The sequence below is a fragment of the Microbacterium sp. 05N427 genome (assembly GCF_056397105.1).
The window spans coordinates 12431-31115 of record NZ_JBFTMT010000028.1; the positions used below are offsets into that span (position 1 = coordinate 12431).

Here is an 18685-nt window from a genome sequence, read left to right on the forward strand (position 1 = left end):
CCGGGTTCGGCCGGGGGCGTCACTCCCCGCGCGAGACGCGGACCATGTCCTCGCGGGGCACGAGCTTGATGCGGACGCGCTCCTCGGGAGCGCCGAGCGCCATCTCGTGCTCGTCCAGCCGGTGCCAGCCGTCGAGGTCGGTCCAGCGCACGCCGCGCTCGGCGAGCAGTGCGGGGATCGCCTCTTCGGACGGATCCTCCGGCTGCCACCACGAGCCCTGGTCGTTGATCACGTGACGGATCGTCTCCATCGCGTCCGACTTGGTGTGCCCGATGAGGCCGACCGGACCGCGCTTGATCCAGCCCGTGGCGTAGATGCCCGGCACCCGCTGGTTGGAGTCCTTCGCGAGCACCTGGCCCTCGCGGTTCGGGATCACCCCGTGCTTCTTGTCGAACGGCACGCCGTCCAGCGGCGAGCCGAAGTAGCCGACCGCGCGGTACAGCGCCTGGATCGGCACCTCGCGCAGCTCTCCCGTGCCGACCGCGCCACCCGTGCCGTCCGGCTTCGTGCGCTCGTAGACGAGGGCGGCGACCCGGCCGTTCTCATCGGAGCGGACCTCCACGGGGCGCGCCCAGAAGTGCAGATGCAGACGACGCGACGCGGACCCCCCGGCGTTGTTCACCGAGTCCCGCTTGCGCCAGGCCTGCAGCACCCGGTCGATGACCATGACCTGCTTGTTGCTGGCGATCGCGTCGCGGGACGCGTCGTCGTAGTCGAAGTCCTCGTCGTAGACGACCATGTCGACGTCGCGCAGCTCGCCGAGCTCGCGCAGCTCGAGCGGAGTGAACTTCACCTGCGCGGGTCCCCGGCGGCCGAACACGTGCACATCGGTGACGGCACTGGCCTTCATGCCCTCGTAGACGTTCGCCGGCACCTCCGTGACCAGCAGGTCCTCGGCGTGCTTGGCGAGCATGCGCGACACGTCGAGCGCCACGTTGCCGTTGCCGATGACGGCCACGGAGGCGGCGTCCAGCGGCCACTCGCGCGGCACGTCGGGGTGCCCGTCGAACCAGCTCACGTAATCGGCGGCGCCGTAGCATCCGACGGCGTCGATCCCCGGGATGTCCATGCCGGTGTCGCGCCGGGCGCCGGTCGCGAAGATCACCGCGTTGTAGTGCCGCTTCAGATCCTCGAGCGTGATGTCTGTGCCGAAGTTCACGTTGCCGAACAGGCGGATGTCGCCGCGGTCCAGCACGTCGCGCAGGGCCGTGATGATGCCCTTGATGCGCGGGTGGTCTGGCGCGACGCCGTAGCGGACCAGGCCGTAGGGCGCGGGCAGCTGTTCGAAGAGGTCGATGGAGACGTCGAAGCGCCGCTCGGCCTTCAACAGGAGGTCGGCGGCGTAGATGCCGGCGGGGCCGGCTCCGACGATGGCAAGCCTGAGCTTGGTCATGGTGGTTCCTTTCGGCAGCAGGACGTCAGCTGCTGCGGTCCGCGAGCGACTCCGCGAACCGGGTCAGCGCCTCGCGCACGGGCCCCTTGGGCAGCACGGCGAGCTCGTCGATCGCGCCCTGGGTCCAGCTGCGGGCGAGGTCGAGGGTCTTCCGGGTGACAACGTGGTCGCGGAGGCGGGCGAGGGCGTCGTCGAGGATCGCCGGATCCTCGCCCTCGGCGATCCGCTGCACGCCGGCGTCGATCTCCGCAGCGAGAGCTCTGGATTCCGGATCCGTCTCGACGCTGAGCAGCAGGGAGGGCATGGTCGGGACGCCCGCGCGCAGGTCCGTCCCCGGCACCTTGCCGGTGTCCTCGGGCTTCGCGGAGAGGTCGATCACGTCGTCGAGCAGCTGGAAGGCCACGCCGACCTTCTCGCCGTAGTTGCGCAGCGGCTCCTCGTACTCGGCGGGCGCGCCGGAGAAGATCGCCCCGGCCTGCGTGGATGCGGCGATGAGAGATCCGGTCTTGTCGGCGAGCACCTGGATGTAGAACTCGACAGGGTCGTCGCCCTCCTGCGGGCCGACGGTCTCGTGCATCTGCCCGAGCACGAGGCGCTCGAACGTGTCGGCCTGCAGCCGGATCGCACGGTCGCCGTGGCGCGACATGAGCTGACTCGCGCGGGAGAACAGGATGTCGCCGGTGAGGATCGCGATGTTGTTGCCCCACACGGTCTGCGCGGCCGGCACACCGCGGCGACGGTCCGCGCCGTCCATGACGTCGTCGTGGTACAGCGAGCCGAGGTGCGTCATCTCCAGCGCCTTCGCGATGTCGATCACCGCTGGCACGTTTCCGGCGCCGAGCTGCGCCGTGAGTAGCGACAGCACAGGGCGCACGCGCTTGCCTCCGGCCTCATAGAGGTAGCGGCTCGGGGCGTCCGCGATCGAGTCGGCGACGCGCAGGTCGACGGCGAGTCCCTCTTCGACCAGGTCGAGACCCGCCTCGACCTCGCGGGCGAGCTTGCGCGCGGCGGGGCCGACGAACACGCGGTCGCTGAAACCGAGACGGCTCGCGAGGCGCGAACCCGTGGCGGCGGGGCTCGAAGTCACGTCGTCCAGCCTACCTGGGCGCGAACCGTGTCCGGTGCCGGGTCACGCCTTCGGCTTGCGCGCGCGGTGCAGCGCCACGATCCCGAAGGACAGATTGCGCCAGGCGACGTCGATCCAGCCCGCCTCGCGCAGCCAGCTCGCGAGCGTGCGCTGATCGGGCCAGGCGCTGATCGACTCGTTGAGGTAGTCGTAGGCCTCGCTGTTCGTGCCGGCCAGACGGGCCACGCGCGGCAGCACCTGCGCGTTGTAGAGCTTGTAGAAGCCGCGCAGCAGCTTGGCCGGCGGTGTGGAGAACTCGTTGATCACGACCCGCCCGCCGGGCTTGGTGACCCGGAACAGCTCGGCGATGGCCTTCTTCGGATCCTGCACGTTGCGGAGGCTGTACGACATCGTCACCGCATCGAAGGAGTCATCGTCGAACGGGAGGGCGGTCGCGTCCGCCTCGACGAAGCTGAGGTTCGGAAGGTCGCCGTGCCGTCGCTTCCCCTCGGCGAGCATGCCCGGCGAGAAGTCTGCGGCGACCACGTCTGCGCCGCTCCGCGCGAGCGCGGCAGAGGACGAGGCGGTACCGGCCCCGAGATCGAGGATCCGCTCGCCCTTCCTGGGCGCGACGGCGCGGGTCGTCGCCGCACGCCAGAGCGCGTCGTTGCCGACCGTCATCACGGTGTTGGTGCGGTCGTAGCCGGCCGCGACCTGGTCGAACATCCCGCTCACGCGGGAGGGATCCTTGCCGAGGTCTGCGCGGTTCGGCTGCTCGTTCGCACTCACCCGTCCAGCCTACGCGGCTCTCATTCGGAGTCTCCCCGTGGAGCTCCCCCGCGTTTGAGAGTCTCCCCGTGGAGCGCCCCCGCGTTTGAGAGTCTCCCCGTGGAGCGCCCCTATTTCCGAGTCGTCCCCGTGAGCGCGGCCTATAGCGTGCGCTCACGGGGACGACGCGGAATGGTGAAGCGCTATGGGCGCTCTGTGCGCGGGGGGAGGGCGAGCGCCTCGAGCCGGTCCAGCCACGCGTCGGCCGTGGCGTCGTCGAACGGCGGCAGCTGGGCGCGCACCCGCTGCTCGAGGTCGGCGGCGAGGGCTTCCAGATGCCGCTGCACGTCGGCGGGGTAGCCGTACTGCACGCGATGCTCGTCCCACTCGTCCTCGTCGTCGATCCAGGTGCCGCGCTCTCCCTCGATCCGCACGACGTCGAGGTCCATGTCGATGCCGGTGAAGAGCACGGGCACCGCCCCTGACTGCGCGTCGTGCTCGGCGGCGCCAGCGGGCGCGTCGACGAAGTCCCTTGAAGGATGTTCCTGTTCCGCAGGGTTCGCGGAGCGCAGATCCCAGGCGAGGTCGATGTAGATCCGCATCCCTTCGGGGTGGTCGCGGTTCACCGTGAGGGCGTAGTCGCCGCTCGGCGCCACGAGGGTGACGTTGGGGCCGTGCGCCGTGAAGGAGCGGCCGGGGCGCGCACTCCCCCATCCGCCGGGCTGGCCCACCCAGTGGCCCCACTCGTCGGTTCCGAGGTAGACGCATTCATGACGCCAGTGCGGGGATCCGTCCCACTTTCGCCATTGGAAGACGATCTCGGTTCCGAAGGCGAGGCGCTCTGGGGTCACGGTGCCACTCTATGGCGCACCCCTGACGCTTCCCGGGGCACGGCGGCGCTTCCGGCACGCAATAGGCTGGATCCGTGAGTGCCGGCCTGGTCGTTCAGACGCGAGAGTTCGACCTCGCCGACGACCTGCTCGCCTACGCGGATCCGGTGGATCCGCGAGCATGGCTGCGCCGCGGCGACGGGATCGTCGCGGTCGGATCCGAGACCGCCACGGTCGTCCGGGTCGCCGCCGGCGGGGAACCTCGCACCACCGCCCTCAGCCGCGCCTGGGACGGGATCCGCTCCTCCGCGCGCATCGACGACGCGGTGCGGCTACCGGGCACCGGCCTCGTCGCGTTCGCCGCACTGGTCTTCGACGAGACCTCCGCCGCGGACAGCGTGCTCATCGTGCCGCGCACCGTGATCGGCCGGCACGGCGGACGCACGTGGATCACGCGGATCGTCGATGCCGGCGGATCGGTCGATGCCGGCGGACCGGTCGATGCCGGCGGACCGGTCGATGCCGGCGGATCGGTCGATGCGCCCGCGGTTTCGGGCGATGGGACCGACGACGACGCCGCTGGATTCGCGGGCGGACTGCTCGCGGACGGCATCCCGGCGCCCACCGCCCTCGGGCCGCACTGGGCCGGCACGCTCGGCCCCGGCGCGCAGACCGCGCAGGGCTACCAGGCCTCGGTGCGCCAGGCGCTCGCCGCGATCGCCGACGCCAGGTACGGCAAGGTCGTGCTCGCGCGCGATCTCGTCGGCACGGTGCCGGCCGGATCCGACCTGCGCCGTCTGGTGCGCGCGCTCAGCACCGAGTACCCGGACACGTGGGCCTTCGCCGTGGACGGCCTCATCGGCGCGAGCCCGGAGACGCTCGTCACCGCGCAGGACGGCGTGGTGACTGCCCGGGTGCTGGCCGGCACGGCCGCGCGCGGTGCCGACGCGGTGACCGACGCCCGCGCCGCCGCGTCACTCGCCGACAGTCCCAAGGACAACGACGAGCACGCGTTTGCCGTGCGCAGCGTCGTGGCCTCGCTCGCCCCGCACACGACCGCGCTCGACGCGGAGGGCGGGCCGTTCATCCTCGAGCTGCCGAACCTGTTCCACTTGGCGACCGATGTGCGCGCGCGCCTCAGCGACGGCGCCTCCGCCCTCGACCTCGCCGCCGCACTGCACCCGACGGCCGCCGTGGCCGGCACCCCGACCGATGCCGCGATCGCGGCGATCCGCGAGCTCGAGCCCTTCGACCGGGGACGCTACGCCGGCCCCGTGGGCTGGATCGACGCGCACGGCAACGGCGAGTGGGCGATCGCGCTGCGGTGCGCGCAGTTCGACGTGGCCGGATCCGGATCCGGAGCGCCGATTCCGCTCACCGCCTATGCGGGCGCGGGGATCGTCGCCGGCAGCGACCCCGAGGCGGAGCTGCTGGAGACCCGGGTGAAGTTCCGCCCGATCGTCGACGCGCTCGCCTGAGCGGGGCCGGGCCGTTCCTGTTCTTCTGTTCGCCGGCCCGCTGACGGCTAACGGCGGAATCGAACGATGCCGATGGCGGTCGCTGCCGTTGCCGCCACGACCACCGCGACAAAAAGCACAAGCAGGAGCGGTTGGTGCACGGCGAGCGTTGGGATGCGCCGAGTCGGCACAGCCACGACACCGATGAAGGCGCCCAGCAACCCGAAGTAGGAGCCGATCATGAACGCACGGTGTGAGCGGATCTTGCTGCGTCGTGCCTGGACGACACCGATGGTGATCGTGCAGGCGGTGAAGAGCGAGAGCCCATGCAGGATGCCGAAGCCGCCCGTGATCGTCAGAACCCCGAACGAAGTCAGTAGCGCGATCGCCATGGAGACGACCCAGATGCGCCCAAGAAGTCGGTGCGGCCGGTCTCCCTTGCGGCGAAAGAGCTGAACTCCCCCGATCAGGAGCGCGACAGTCGCTGCAACCGCGTGGAGAAAGATCAGCGGTGTCCACGGAGACATCAAGCAGCGTCTCTACACGCGCATGAATCTCGGGACGGGGCTGGCGTGATTGCCGCGGTTCCGTATCGTGCCATCAAGAGAAGCACGAGTGCGGTGCCGGAGAGTAGTCCATCTACGATGCCGGCGGGGAGCATGAACAGCATCAGTGCAAGCGTGACGGAGCAGTTGATGAGCGAGAGAGCGTAGCCCCAGAGGCGGTTCTTGAGGACGCCGATTGCGCCGGTCACGCGGAGCGCGCCGAAGATTCCGCTCATGATCATCATGAGGTACAGGTGATCTTGGAAGAACGGGACGATGAACGAGAAATGCTCGCCAACCGCCTGCTGCGAGACTCCCAAGGTGGCGAGGACGACGAACCCGAGGAACGTGCCGCCCTCCATGAGAGCTCCCTGGAGGAGCATCAGCCAGCCTGCGAGCCGAAGGCGTCGAGTCGTCGGCGTCTTCGTGAAACGTGCAGGCGCGATGGCGCTGTGATCGTGAGAAGGCATACTGCCCATGAATATGAAGGATGCGGCGCGTGTCGTCAAATGCACCATCTGCTGCGATCGCTGAGGCCACTTCTCATTCGCACCAGGACCCACGCGATCGCGTTGCGAGCGCCCTCAGCCGAGCCGTCGAAGGTACTCGTCGACGTGGAACGGACGCAGCGGCGCGTCGCTCTTCACATAGAGGGGGTGTCGAGGGTGCCCGTGCTTCGTCGGCTCCCCCAGCGACAACCAGCTGCTGCCGGCCGCCTTCGTGATCGCGACGATGTCCTGCAGTAGAGCCGGCAGATACCCTCGCGTCTCGATCAGAGCGCCCCACGCCGTAAGCAGCATTGCCTGCCGGCCGTCGAGGAGCTCAGCGATGTTGCGCTCGTTCTCGAGCTTCAGCTCCGCGCGGTGCTCGCGATCGAGGCCTCGCGGGTCCGTGGAGATCTGCGGGTAGACGTTCAGCATCATCCAGCTGTCAAACCCGTTGTCTGCAGCGAATCGGATCAGCCGCTTGATCGTCGGGTCCGGCGCCCCCGGCACCGCGGTGCTCGGGTTGATCCCGAAGCAGATCAGAGGGCTCTGCCCAATGGTGCCCAGAGCGAACCTGGCTGACCCGTCGGCTGCACGCTCGTAGATCCATTGCTCTTCGGCGACGTCGGTATCCATTGTCATGGTCTCGACTATCCCAGGCGCACGGACGCCGATGACGGATGCGAAAGAGCAGGGCTTAGCGAGAAGGCGCCCCCCCAGCGACAGTTCATCCCTCCGGAACGATCCAACCGAATCGCACACGGAAGTCACCGAAGCATTTCGGGCACACCCACGTGTAATTGTCGTCCGCTGTCACCCACGCCTCAGTGAAATCGGCGTTGCCTGCGTGGCCGTCAGAAATCTCTGCAGAGCAGAAGTCGCAATGGTCATGGTCCCAACCGGGGCGATATGGCGTCCACCGGGCGTAACGCAACGATCGACCAGCGAGATAAGACTCTTGTCCCTTCAACCGCCAGTCGTCAACCACGCGCTCACACTACGCGCCGGGCCACCGTCTTCACTATCCGTCGAACATCCAAGGCTCTCGATACTCCGCCCCTTCGCCGAGCGCACCGACGAGTTCTTGCGGACACTCGAGGCGATGCTGGGCGGAGTCACTGCCGCGGTAGAAGCTGGGGAGCACACCGTCCTCCCCTGCCGGACGGCGGCCAGCACGGCGCGCCCGGCCAGGGGTGAAAGTTGCCTTGATGAATCGCCCGGCTGACACGCACACTGGAGTTCAGCTACACGGCAGGAGGGTGAAGAAATGAACCAGCATCTGCTCAGGCGAATCCTCGCTAAAGTGGCGATCGTTCTGATCGTGGCCGGCGTTGTGACCTTCGTGCTGGCAAAGGTGCTCGGCTGGTCCTCCATCGGGACCACGATCGGCATCTGGATGTCCTGGCTGCCCGCCGCGGTCATCGCACTGGCGTTCCTGGTGAGAGCGATACTGCCGAGGAGGCATTCCGGGCCGCGTCCGGAGGATCTCAGCGCCGCTGGCGAAGCGATCAACGATCTCTATCTGGGGCGTGTCGACTCTGCACCGATCGTGAGGTCGGCGGACGAGCACTCAGTCTTTCCGCCCCCGGGAGATGCCGGCCGCTAGAAGGAATGCGACCGTGCCCGCAAGACGACTGCAAGGTGGGAGAATTCCGAGCCGGGGGAAAGCCGCAAAGAAAGAGGCCCCGACTTCCCAGTGTTTTCTAGGAGAGTCGGGGCCCTGATCTGGCGGTGACGGTGGGATTTGAACCCACGGTAGGGGGTTACCCTACACAACTTTTCGAGAGTTGCACCTTCGGCCGCTCGGACACGTCACCGCGGAATAGCTTACGCGACGGCGGGATCGATCGCGAATCGAGCGGCGCCGCCCGGGCGTGCCGCGCCCGCGCTCTCGCCGAACGGGTCGGACCCGGCTGCCTCTGCGGCGTGCCCGGCGGCCTGCCTAGAGCGCCGAGCGCACCGGTTGCTGCCGAGCGCACGGCTTATCGACGCCGGCTTCCCGTGAACTCGGCAGGATGCCGTACGCTCAACGTTCTCCCGCCGAGTGCACGGCTTGTCGCCAGCACCGGATCGCAGCATCCACGGCACTCCGAGCGCACCGGATCCTGCCGAGTTCACCGCTCATCTACGTCGGCTTCCCGTGAGCTCGGCAGGAATCCGTGCCATCAACGCTTCCAGTCGAATGCACGGGTTCTCGACGCAAGCTACCCGTGAGCTCGGCAGGATCCCGTGCCGTCGGCGGGATCCCGTGCACTCAACGCGAGTGCACGGCTTGTCGACGCCGAGCAGATCCCGCCGCCTGCGTAGCGCGCCGAGCGCACCGGATCCCGTCGAACGCACGGTTTGTCGACGCCGACTTCCCGTGGACTCAGCAGGATCCCCTGCACTCAGCAGGTACCCGTGGACTCAGCAGGATCCCGTGCCGTCGCGAGGATCCGGTGCAATCGGCGAGGTCAGCCCAGACCAGAACAGCCCACCCCCACCCCGGCCGCGCACATCACCAGGCGGCGGCGACCTCGGCGTGAGTGCGGAGGATGCCCTCGGTGGATCCTGCGGGGGCGCGTCCGATGCCGCACTCGGTGCCCACGCCGAACTCGGCGACGTGCGAGGAAGCTGCGGCGATTCGACGCTCCGCGCCCTCGGCGCCGTCCTCGCGGTGCACGAGGCCGAGGTACAGCTCGACGCCGTCGCCGAGCGCGAGCGCGTCGAGCGGGGCGAAGTACGCGTCGTCATCGCGCTCGATCGGGACGGGCAGGTGCAGCCAGGTCAGCGGGCGCTCGGATGCCGCCACCGCGGCGTTCGCGTAGCGGACCAGGGTGCCGGCGTCGGCCGGCTCGATGAAGTGCTTCTCGGCGGCGTCGCCGTAGCAGAGGTGCACGCCGACCTCGACTCCCGAGGGGACGGCGTCGATGAGCGCCGCGAGTCGCGCCACGAGGCCGTCGAACGGGTCACCGGGCCACCACGCCTCCATCACCTTGCCGTAGCCGGCGGCGCGCTCGATGATGCCCAGCTCGCTCGCGACGTCCCACTGGATCGCGAGGTCGGCTGGCGGGATCGCGGCCAGGATCTCCTCGAGCTCGCCGAGGAGCGCCGCCGTGTAGACCGGCTCGATCGCGGCACGGTCGTCGCCCGCGAAGAACGACGAGATCACGGCGAGCGGCGTGGGCAGCGACACCTGGAAGCGCACACCCTCGGCGATCGCCCCCTCGGCGCGCAGCCGGCGGAAGACCTCGTACGACTCGAGCGCCGCGGACGCGTAGCCGAGCGGCGGCAGCGCGATCTCGGACGCATCCACGCCATCGGCGATCCGTAGGGGCCGGGCGTCGAGACCCGCGCCGAAGGGGATCCGCTCGGCACCGACCCGTTCGATCCCGTGAGCGCTCCCGAGCACATCGGGCTGGAACATGATCCAGTGGAATCGGACGCCGACCTCGCCGTCGGGGATGCGTCGCAGTCGCGGCCCGAGAATCTCGGCGGCGGTGCGCATCGTGGTCTCGGCATCGTCGTAGTTCACGCTGCCGACCAGCAGCGCTCCGCGGGGGTTGGTCATGCCTGAAAGCGTAGGGCGGTTCCCCGGAACGGTCTTGCTCGGTTGCATCCCGTGCCTGTCGCACTCCGCACCTCGGGCCGACGCGCACCCCGCCGCCGAGCACGCACGCTCGGACGTGACGTCGGTGCCACTGGAACCGGCGGTCATCGACGACGCACAGCAGGAGCTGCATCGCCGGATCGAGGCGCGCCGTCACGCGTTCGAGGCGCTCGGCGAAGTGCTCGAACCCGCTTCCACTCTGGCCCCGACGGGCGCTTCAAGGGCCGCGGAATCCGGAACGGGCTCAGGATCCCGAACACGAGATCCGGAACGCGGGCTCCCGATCAGCCGGCCGGGATGAGGCGGACTCCCGCAGCGACGAGATCGCGGAGGGTCGGATCCGCGGGGTCCGCATCCGTGACGACACCGGCCACCTCGTCCAGCGCCAGGACCCCGAACCGGGAGGCCGTGCCTATCTTCTCCTCGCTCGCGAGCACATACGTCTCCGCGGCGCGTGACGCGAGGACGCGCTTCATCGCCGCCTCCTCGGGATCCCCCGTGGTCAGCCCCGCCGTCGGATGCACCCCCGTGACGCCGAGGAAGAACAGGTCGGCGCTGATCCGCTGCGCGGCCTCGACGGCCGCCGCCCCGCACGCGACAGCGGAGTGCTTGAAGAGCTGCCCGCCGATGAGGAAGACGTCGGCGGCATGGTCCAGAAGCGCGGCGGCGACCGTGGGACTGTGCGTGATGACCGTGCACGGCAGCGCGACAGGGATCCGGGCGACCATCGCGAGCGCCGTGGTGCCGCCGTCGAGGATCACCGTCGCTCCCGGCTCGATGAGGGCGGCGGCCGCGGCGGCGACCCGCGCCTTGCTGTCGGGGGCCACGGCCGTGCGTCGCCCGTAGTCGACCACGGCGGGGGACGCCGGGAGCGCCCCGCCGTAGACGCGCACCGCAAGCCCGGCCGCATCGAGCTCGCGCAGATCGCGGCGGATGCTGTCCTCCGACAGCCCCAGCTCTGCGGCGATGTCCTTCGCGACGAGGCGGCCGTCGCGGCGCAGTCGTTCGAGCAACATCTCCTTGCGTACGGCAGCGAGCATTCCGAGCCCTTCCGAATTGTGCACGTTTCTGCTGTATTGTACCCGATATGACGAAGCCACTCATGATCCTCATCGCCGGCCCCTACGCGTCCGGCACCGGCGGCGACCCCGCGCTCATGGCGCAGAACCTGGCCCGGCTCGAAGAAGCGGCATGGCCGATCTTCCGCGCCGGGCACATCCCGATGATCGGCGAGTGGGTCGCGCTGCCCGTGCTGTCCAGCGCGGGCGCGACCGGCCCCGGCGATCCCCTCGCGACCGAGGTGATGTACCCGACTGCCGAGCGGCTGCTGCAGCACTGCGACGGCGTGCTGCGCCTGCCGGGAGAGTCTCGCGGGGCCGATCAGGACGTGGCGATCGCCGAGGGTCGAGGGATCCCGGTCTACCGCCGCCTCGACGAGGTGCCGGGAATCGCCGCCTGACCCGGGCTCCGTCACGAAGGGCCCGGTCTCGAGCCGGGGCGCCGCCGAATGCAGGACCCCCCGGCCCGTTTGCAGGATGGGCGCCCGCCGGCGCGGCGGATCCGCCCTGCAAACGGGGCCGTTAGCGGGATTGATCCTGCATTCGGAGAGCACGTCCTGCATTCGGCGGACCGGACGTCGAAGATCCGGCGCCGGCCGCCCGGAACCACCGGCTCGGCGACCGGCAGGTCACGCCTCTGCGACCCACACCTCAGGCCTCGACGGGCCGGATCCGCCCGGCATCGAGCCGGACCGTCCTGTCGATCGTGCCGGCCGGAGGCTCCACGTGCGAGACCAGGACGACGGACTGGGATCCGGTCGCGCCCAGCAGATCGCGCAGCAGCGCGTCGGACGCGTCCGGATCCACCCCCGCCGTCGGCTCGTCGAGCACGAGCACCGGGAATCCGCGCAGGATCGCCCTGGCGAGCGCGATGCGCTGCGCCTGGCCGCCGGAGACGAGGGCGCCCCGCTCCCCCACCCGCGCGTCGAGCCCGCCGCGCTCGAGCGCCCAGGGGCCGAGACCGACGCGGTCGAGCACGGCGAGCAGTTCGGCGTCGGTCGCGGTCTCGCGCGCGAACAGCAGGTTCTGCCGGATGTCCTCGTCGAAGAGCATCGGATCCTGCTCGCACAGCCCGACGTGGCGGCGCAGCTCCGGGCCCGGCACCAGCGCTGCGTCGCTGTCGCCGACGCGATACGAGCCGCCGAAGCGCAGGAAGCCCACGAGGACGGCGGCGAGCGTGGACTTGCCCGCACCGCTGGACCCGGTGACGAGGATCCGCTCGCCCGGCGCGACATCCAGATCGAGGTCGCGCAGGGCAGGAGTGCGCACGCCCGGCCACGACGCGGTCACCCCGCGCAGGCGGAGCGCGCCGTCCTCGATCCGGCCCTCGCCCTCGTCGCCGCGCACCTCGGCCGGCAGGGCGGAGGGCAGCAGCGCGTGGATCCGCTCCGCGCCCGCGCGCACGCCGCGCCAGGCCGAGGCGGCCTGCGGCACGGCCGAGAACACGTCGAAGACGGCCATCGGCAGCAGCACGGCGACAGCGAACCAGGGCGCGTCGACCGCGCCTCCGACCTGTCCGGGAGCTGCGACGGCGAGCGCCCAGATCGAGGCGGCGCCCGCCGCGAGCGACACGACCGCGGTGGACAGCGCCTGCGCGACGGCGGCGCGGGTGGTCGTGCGCCGCAACGCATCGTCGGCGGCCCGGATCCGCCGGCGCGCGACGGCCTCCGCGCCGTAGGCCTGCAGCACGTCGAGCGCGGTGAGTTCGTCGACGAGGGCTCCGGCCAGCTCGGCGCGGTCGCGGCTGAGCGCGTGTTCCGCCCGGCCTCCGGCGATGCCGCCGAGGACGACCGCACCGGCGACGGCGATCACGAGACAGACCGCGAGCGCGAGGGCCGCCGAGGGGGCGATCGCGGCCAGGACGCCGATCGAGACGAGGGCCACGACACCCCCGGTCAGCAGAGGCTGCACCACGCGCAGGGGCAGGTTCTGCAGGTTCTCCACGTCGTCGACGAGGGCGGCGAGCACCGAGCCGCGGTCCGTGGATCCGAGTCCGGCGGGGGCCAGCGGGGTGAGCCGGCGCACGACCGCCGCCCGCAGATCCGCGAGCCGGCCGAGCGCGGCGTCGTGCCCCACGAGGCGCTCGAGGTATCGGGTGACGGCGCGGGTCACGGCGAAGAAGCGCACGCCGACGATCGCGACCGAGAGCGGCACGAGGTTGTCGACGAGCGATGCGGTGACGATGAGCCAGCCGCTCACGAGCAGCAGGCCGACCGCGGCCGCCGCCGAGACGATCCCGGCCAGGATCGCGGGCAGGAACCGGCGGGCACGCGGCATCGCGAGGCGGAGGATCCCGCCGACGGACGCCGGCAGTTCGGGGATCGGATCCGGATCCGTCCCGGGCTCGGGTCGCAGTTTCGGCTCTGTGCCGGGCTCGGGTCGCAGTTTCGGCTCGTCCGGATGCCCTGGAGCAGCCGAAAGAGCGACCTGGGCAGCAACACCGATCCGTACCACCTGGTCGGCGATCGCGCGGGCCGATTCCCGGTGCGAGACGAGCAGCACCGTCGCCCCGTCGTCGGCGGCACGGCGCAGCGAGGCCCACAGCCGCCGCTCCGTCTCGGCGTCGAGGGCGCTCGACGGCTCGTCGAGCGCGAGCACGCTCGCTCCGGATCCGAGCCGGTACAGGGCACGGGCCACGGCGACACGCTGCGCCTGGCCTCCCGAGAGCCCTGCTCCCTGCACGCCGAGCTCCTGCGCCGGGTCCAGGTCGGGCGCTGCGGCCGCGACGAGCGCAGTCCGCACCCGCGCGAGGTCGGGCGCAGGGTCGCCGAGCGCGACGTTCGCGGCGATCGTGCCGCGGATGAGCCCGGGACGCTGGCCGGCCCAGGCGAGCCAGGTGGTCGGATCCGGATCCGCCGCGCCCTCGGCCACGACGGTTCCGTCGTGCTCCGCCGCCCCGCGCAGCGCCGCGAGCAGACTCGACTTGCCGGATCCGCTCCGCCCCTCCAGGAGCGTGACGCTCCCCGGCTCCGCCGCGAACGACACCCCCGGCAGCCGCCGCTCCCCGTGCCGCACCGCGACGTCGTCGACGACCAGCCGCACCCCTGTTTCGAAGTGCGCGAAGGGCTCGATTCCCGGCCCATTTGCGGCAAAGCGCGCGCGGTGAGCGCCTGGCTCCGATTCCAGGACCGCGAACACGTCTTCCGTGGCGGCGACGCCCTCGGCCGCGGCGTGGAACTGCACCCCGACCTGGCGGAGTGGCAGGAACGCCTCCGGGGCCAGCAGCAGCACGAACAGGCCGACGCCGAGGCTCAGCTCGCCGCCCAGCAGGCGCAGGCCCACCGAGACCGCGATGATCGCCACCGCGAGCGACGAGAGCAGCTCGAGCGCGAAGCCGGAGAGGAACGAGTACCGCAGCACCCGCATGGTCTCATGGCGGTACTGATCGGCGGTCTCGCGCATGCGGGCCGCGGCGCGGCGCTCGCGCCCGAACAGACGCAGCGTGGCGAGACCCTGCACGGTGTCGGCGAACCGTGCCGCGAGCGCGTGCAGGACCTGTAGCTGCGTGCGCTGCACACCGCGGGTCGCGATGCCGATGAGGATGAGGAACAGCGGGATGAGCGGCAGCGTCACGACCGCCGCGAGGCCGCTCGGCCAGTCCTGCCACCACATCACGGCGACGATGACCGGCGTTGCGATCGCGGTGAGCACGAGCTGCGGGATGTACCGGGAGAAGTACGGATCCAGCGCATCGAGCCCGTGCCCCGCCGTCACCGCGAGCTCTGTGCGGTTGCGCGTGCCGAGCCACGCCGGGCCGCGGCGGGAGATCGCGTCGAGCAGCGCCTTGCGCAGTTCGCGCCCCGCCTGGGCCGCGGCGCGGGCGCCCCACGCCTCGGACACCCAGAGCAGCGCCGCGCGCACGAGCACCACGAGCGCGAGCCACGGCACCGCGCCGAGCGGCGAGCGCCCCTCGGCCACGTCCGTGATCCCCGCCGCGAGCAGCCCCGCGAACGCGATCGTGACCGCGGTCTGCAGGAGCGCGATGCCGGCCGACACCCCGAGGTACGTCCGCGCGGCGGGCGCCCACCGCAGCAGCCGCGGATCGATCGGCTTCATCGGATCCGCTCCGCCGACGCGTGCGCCAGACCCACTGGACGCGCCGGCCGCACGGACCTCGCCGGCCCAGCCGGCCCCACCGACCCCGCCGGCCCCGCCGCCCCCGCCGGCCCCGCCGCCCCCGCAAGGGCCGCCGAGACCCCTCCACCTTCGAGTCGTCCCCATGAGCGCACGCCATGGGGGGGCCGCGGGGCGGACGGCGCGGGTTCGGGGCGGGGCGGAGAGGGTTGGGAGCTCATGCGTGCGCGGGGGCGGCCTCGATCGTCGACCGGCGCACGCGCTTGCGGAACACCCAGTACGTCCACGCCTGGTACGCGAGGACGAGCGGCATCGCCACGAGCGCCGTCCAGCTCATGATCTGCAGCGTGTACGGCGTGCTCGACGCGTTCTGGATCGTGAGCGAGTTCGCCGGATCGATCGTCGACGGCAGCACGTTCGGGAACAGCGCGGAGAACAGCATGAGCACGGCCGTGAGGATCGTGACGACCCCGGCGGCGAAGGCCCAGCCGTCGCGGCCGCGCAGCGAGAAGAGCACCGACACGATGAGGAACACCGCGGCCACGGCGCCGAGCGCGATCACGGCCCAGAGCAGCGACGGCCGTCCGGCGGCGATCGCGATCGTCCACACCACGGTCCCGGCCGCGGCGAGGATCGTCGGCAGCGCGGCGAGACGCGCCACCCGGCGGGCGCGCTCGTGCACGACGCCGTCGGTCTTGAGCGCCACGAAGTACAGCCCGTGCAGGAAGAACAGGAGCAGCGTCGTGACCCCGACGAGCAGACCGTACGGGTTCAGCAGGTCGAACACCGACCCCCGGAAGACATGCCTCTCATCGAGCGCGACGCCCTGCACGATGTTGCCGAACGCGACGCCCCAGAGCAGGGCGGGGACGGCGGATCCGATCACGATCATGGTGTCGAACCGACGCTTCCAGCGCGCATCGTCCCGCTGGTGCCGGTACTCGAACGACACCCCGCGCAGGATGAGGGCCAGCAGGATCACCAGCAGCGGCAGGTAGAACCCGCTGAACAGCGAGGCGTACCACTCCGGGAACGACGCGAACAGGCAGGCGCCCGCCACGATCACCCAGGTCTCGTTGAGATCCCAGACCGGGCCGATCGTGTTGATCACCTGGCGGCGCGAGACGTCGTCACCGTTCTTGCCGAAGCCGCCGAGGAACGGCAGCGACATGCCCACACCGAAGTCGAAGCCGTCGAGCACGAAATAGCCCACGAAGAACAGGGCGACGATCCAGAACCAGAGCGTTGCGAGATCCATGTCCGTCTCCTTCCTCAGTACACGACCGACGGGACAGGGGCGTCCTCGTCGTGCTTCTCTGTGATGTCGGGCCCCTTCTTGGCGGCACGGACGATGAGCCCGACCTCCACGACCGCGAGCGCGGCGTAGATGGCGGTGAAGGAGATGAGCGAGATGAGCACCTCGACCCCGCTCACCCCGGGCGAGACGCCGTTCTTGGTCGTCATCAGGCTGAACACGATCCAGGGCTGCCGGCCCATCTCGGTGAAGACCCAGCCGACGATGTTCGCACCCAGCGACAGCGGGAACGAGTAGATCGCGATCTTCCACATCCAGGCAGCCGGTTCGCGCTTGGCGTTCTTGCGGGTGAACCAGAGGCCGGCCACCGCGACCAGCGCGTGGGCCATCCCGAGGCCGATCATCCAGCGGAACGCCCAATATGTGACCCACAGCACCGGGTTGAACTCGGTGAGCCCCGTGGAGGCGAACTTCTGCGCGTACTCCGCGTTCAGGTCGTTGATGCCGTGCACGCAGCCGTCGAGGGTGTGGTTCGACAACAGCGACAACAGATAAGGCACGCGGATCGAGAACAGCTCGCTCTTGCCGTCCGGTGTGCCGAGCGTGAACAGGCTGAACGCCGCGTCCTTGCCGCACACCGTGTTGAACGTCGCCTCGGCGGCGGCCATCTTCATCGGCTGCGTCGAGTACATCGCGAGGCCGAGCTGGTCGCCGGAGAGGAGGATGCCCGCGGTCGCGACGAGGATCGCCCACAGCCCGAACTTCAGGGACTTGCGCATCGTCGCGACGTGCTGGCCGCGGGACAGATGCCAGGCCGAGACCGAGATCACGACGCCCGCGGCGAGCATGAACGCGCCGAAGATCGTGTGCGGGAATGCGGCGAGCGCGACCTTGTTCGTGAGCAGCGCGACGAAGTCGGTGAGCTCGGCACGATTCGTCGCCGGGTTGTAGGTGTAGCCCACCGGATTCTGCATGAACGCGTTCGCGGCGATGATGAAGTACGCCGAGAGGATCGTGCCGATCGCGACGCCCCAGATGGTGGCGAGGTGCACCTTCTTCGGCAGCTTGTCCCAGCCGAAGATCCACAGCCCGATGAAGGTCGCCTCGAGGAAGAACGCGAGCAGGCCCTCGAACGCGAGCGGCGCGCCGAACACGTCGCCGACGAAGCGGGAGTAGTCCGACCAGTTCATGCCGAACTGGAACTCCTGCACGATGCCGGTGACGACGCCCATCGCGAAATTGATGAGGAAGATCTTCGAGAAGAACCGGGTCAGGTGCAGGTACTCGATCTTGCCGGTGCGCACCCAGGCGGTCTGGAAGATCGCGGTGACGGTGGCCATGCCGATCGTGAGCGGCACGAACAGGTAGTGGTAGACGGTCGTCAGCCCGAACTGCCAGCGGGACAGGATGAGCGGATCAAGCCAATCCATGCGCGGAGCCTCCTGCGTTCGCGGACCCGGTGCGGGATCCTGTGCGGTGTGCGGATGCGGATCCGGTCGGGGATCCTGTGCGGTCATCGATCGCGAAGCGGGATCCGCCGACCCGGTCCAGTTCGACCGTGCACTCCTCAGGCCGGGCCGCCGAGCGCACGCAGCGCGCGGTGAGCGGGCCGCCGGCCTGGGCGAGCACGCCCTGCATCAGGCCGAGGTGCACCTGGCACAGCACCGGTCGGTGCTCCGGCCGGGCGGCGGCGTGCGGGCACGGGGTGAGCTCGACGGTCAGCCGGTGCTCGTCGATGACGGGCTCGAAGCCGCTCTCCTCGAGGTGCTCGACGAGCGCGTCGAGCTGGTAGATCGCGCGCTGGCCCAGGCTCGAGGACTCGGTCCGCAGTATGCGGCGCAGCAGGTCCCCGCGGCGGGCCGCGTCATCGGCCTTCTGCTTGGCGACCGGGCTCGACGCCTCCGGCGCGCCGGTGGCCGCGCTGTACAGCACGCGCGGACGCCCGCGGGTCGTGCGGTGCTCGGTCGCCTGCACGACGTAGCCGCCCTCGATCAGCCGCTGCAGGTGCTCGCGCACCGTGTTCGGATGCAGCGCCGTGGCCTCGCACAGCTCGCCGATCGTGCGGTGCGGACGCGCCTGCACGAGATGCAGGATCCGCACGCGCGAATAGCTGGAGATCGGCCCGCAGACGGGCCCGGCGCTGGCCATGGCTCCATACTCGCATC

16 protein-coding genes and 1 tRNA gene are annotated in these 18685 nt (G+C 70.4%); 3 read left to right on the plus strand and 14 right to left on the minus strand.

Annotated features, from left to right (window positions below; translation table 11 throughout):
* Window positions 1-19: 19 nt before the first annotated feature.
* From AC1DG4_RS18725 to AC1DG4_RS18740, 4 genes are all read right to left on the minus strand, one after another.
* Entirely contained in the window at window positions 20-1393 is a 1374-nt protein-coding gene (locus tag AC1DG4_RS18725) for an FAD-dependent oxidoreductase (RefSeq protein WP_477376061.1), read from the minus strand.
* Between the two features lie 25 nt (window positions 1394-1418).
* A complete protein-coding gene (locus AC1DG4_RS18730; protein WP_477376060.1) occupies window positions 1419-2480 on the minus strand; it encodes a polyprenyl synthetase family protein in 1062 nt (353 codons plus the stop codon).
* 42 nt (window positions 2481-2522) lie between these two features.
* Window positions 2523-3248, minus strand: a complete 726-nt coding sequence (locus AC1DG4_RS18735) for a class I SAM-dependent methyltransferase (protein WP_477376058.1) — start codon at window positions 3246-3248, stop codon at window positions 2523-2525.
* A gap of 182 nt (window positions 3249-3430) precedes the next feature.
* The gene (locus tag AC1DG4_RS18740; protein ID WP_477376056.1) at window positions 3431-4078 is read right to left on the minus strand and encodes a DUF402 domain-containing protein; all 648 of its coding nucleotides are present in this window, start codon (window positions 4076-4078) and stop codon (window positions 3431-3433) included.
* 74 nt (window positions 4079-4152) lie between these two features.
* Here AC1DG4_RS18740 and AC1DG4_RS18745 point away from each other — a divergent pair, with 74 nt between their 5' ends.
* Window positions 4153-5535, plus strand: a complete 1383-nt coding sequence (locus AC1DG4_RS18745) for an isochorismate synthase (RefSeq protein ID WP_477376054.1) — start codon at window positions 4153-4155, stop codon at window positions 5533-5535.
* A gap of 47 nt (window positions 5536-5582) precedes the next feature.
* On the opposite strand, the gene AC1DG4_RS18750 is transcribed toward AC1DG4_RS18745, so the two are convergent.
* The 3 genes from AC1DG4_RS18750 to AC1DG4_RS18760 form a co-directional block, all read right to left on the minus strand.
* Window positions 5583-6041 carry a DUF2306 domain-containing protein gene (locus tag AC1DG4_RS18750; protein ID WP_477376052.1) on the minus strand — a complete coding sequence of 153 codons (459 nt, stop codon included), beginning with the start codon at window positions 6039-6041 and terminating at the stop codon, window positions 5583-5585.
* Complete coding sequence (locus AC1DG4_RS18755; RefSeq protein ID WP_477376050.1) at window positions 6041-6442, minus strand: hypothetical protein; 402 nt, start codon at window positions 6440-6442, stop codon at window positions 6041-6043. Before AC1DG4_RS18755 ends, AC1DG4_RS18750 begins: the two co-directional genes overlap by 1 nt.
* 201 nt (window positions 6443-6643) lie before the next feature.
* Window positions 6644-7186, minus strand: coding sequence for a DUF1643 domain-containing protein (locus AC1DG4_RS18760; RefSeq protein ID WP_477376048.1), 543 nt, complete (start codon window positions 7184-7186; stop codon window positions 6644-6646).
* A 625-nt stretch (window positions 7187-7811) separates the two neighbouring features.
* Here AC1DG4_RS18760 and AC1DG4_RS18765 point away from each other — a divergent pair.
* Complete coding sequence (locus AC1DG4_RS18765; protein WP_477376046.1) at window positions 7812-8150, plus strand: Pycsar system effector family protein; 339 nt, start codon at window positions 7812-7814, stop codon at window positions 8148-8150.
* Between the two features lie 120 nt (window positions 8151-8270).
* On the opposite strand, the gene AC1DG4_RS18770 is transcribed toward AC1DG4_RS18765, so the two are convergent.
* From AC1DG4_RS18770 to AC1DG4_RS18780, 3 genes are all read right to left on the minus strand, one after another.
* A tRNA-Ser gene (locus AC1DG4_RS18770) sits at window positions 8271-8361 on the minus strand.
* Window positions 8362-9041: 680 nt separating this feature from the next.
* Window positions 9042-10094 carry a hypothetical protein gene (locus AC1DG4_RS18775; protein WP_477376044.1) on the minus strand — a complete coding sequence of 351 codons (1053 nt, stop codon included), beginning with the start codon at window positions 10092-10094 and terminating at the stop codon, window positions 9042-9044.
* A gap of 323 nt (window positions 10095-10417) precedes the next feature.
* On the minus strand, window positions 10418-11197 hold the full coding sequence (locus tag AC1DG4_RS18780) for a DeoR/GlpR family DNA-binding transcription regulator (protein ID WP_477376042.1): 780 nt from the start codon (window positions 11195-11197) through the stop codon (window positions 10418-10420).
* 23 nt (window positions 11198-11220) lie between these two features.
* Here AC1DG4_RS18780 and AC1DG4_RS18785 point away from each other — a divergent pair, with 23 nt between their 5' ends.
* Window positions 11221-11592, plus strand: coding sequence for a DUF4406 domain-containing protein (locus tag AC1DG4_RS18785; RefSeq protein ID WP_477376041.1), 372 nt, complete (start codon window positions 11221-11223; stop codon window positions 11590-11592).
* A 250-nt stretch (window positions 11593-11842) separates the two neighbouring features.
* Here the strand turns inward: AC1DG4_RS18785 and cydD are convergent, their stop codons facing one another.
* The 4 genes from cydD to AC1DG4_RS18805 all read right to left on the minus strand — a co-directional run bounded on the left by cydD (window position 11843) and on the right by AC1DG4_RS18805 (window position 18668).
* A complete protein-coding gene (gene cydD, locus AC1DG4_RS18790; RefSeq protein WP_477376039.1) occupies window positions 11843-15247 on the minus strand; it encodes a thiol reductant ABC exporter subunit CydD in 3405 nt (1134 codons plus the stop codon).
* Window positions 15248-15482: 235 nt separating this feature from the next.
* Complete coding sequence (gene cydB / locus AC1DG4_RS18795; RefSeq protein WP_477376037.1) at window positions 15483-16523, minus strand: cytochrome d ubiquinol oxidase subunit II; 1041 nt, start codon at window positions 16521-16523, stop codon at window positions 15483-15485.
* A gap of 14 nt (window positions 16524-16537) precedes the next feature.
* Window positions 16538-17950 (minus strand): cytochrome ubiquinol oxidase subunit I, encoded by a 1413-nt coding sequence (locus AC1DG4_RS18800; protein ID WP_477376035.1) that lies wholly within the window; start codon window positions 17948-17950, stop codon window positions 16538-16540.
* Entirely contained in the window at window positions 17937-18668 is a 732-nt protein-coding gene (locus AC1DG4_RS18805; protein ID WP_477376033.1) for a helix-turn-helix transcriptional regulator, read from the minus strand. The genes AC1DG4_RS18800 and AC1DG4_RS18805 overlap by 14 nt, the downstream gene beginning before the upstream one ends.
* Window positions 18669-18685 lie beyond the last annotated feature (17 nt).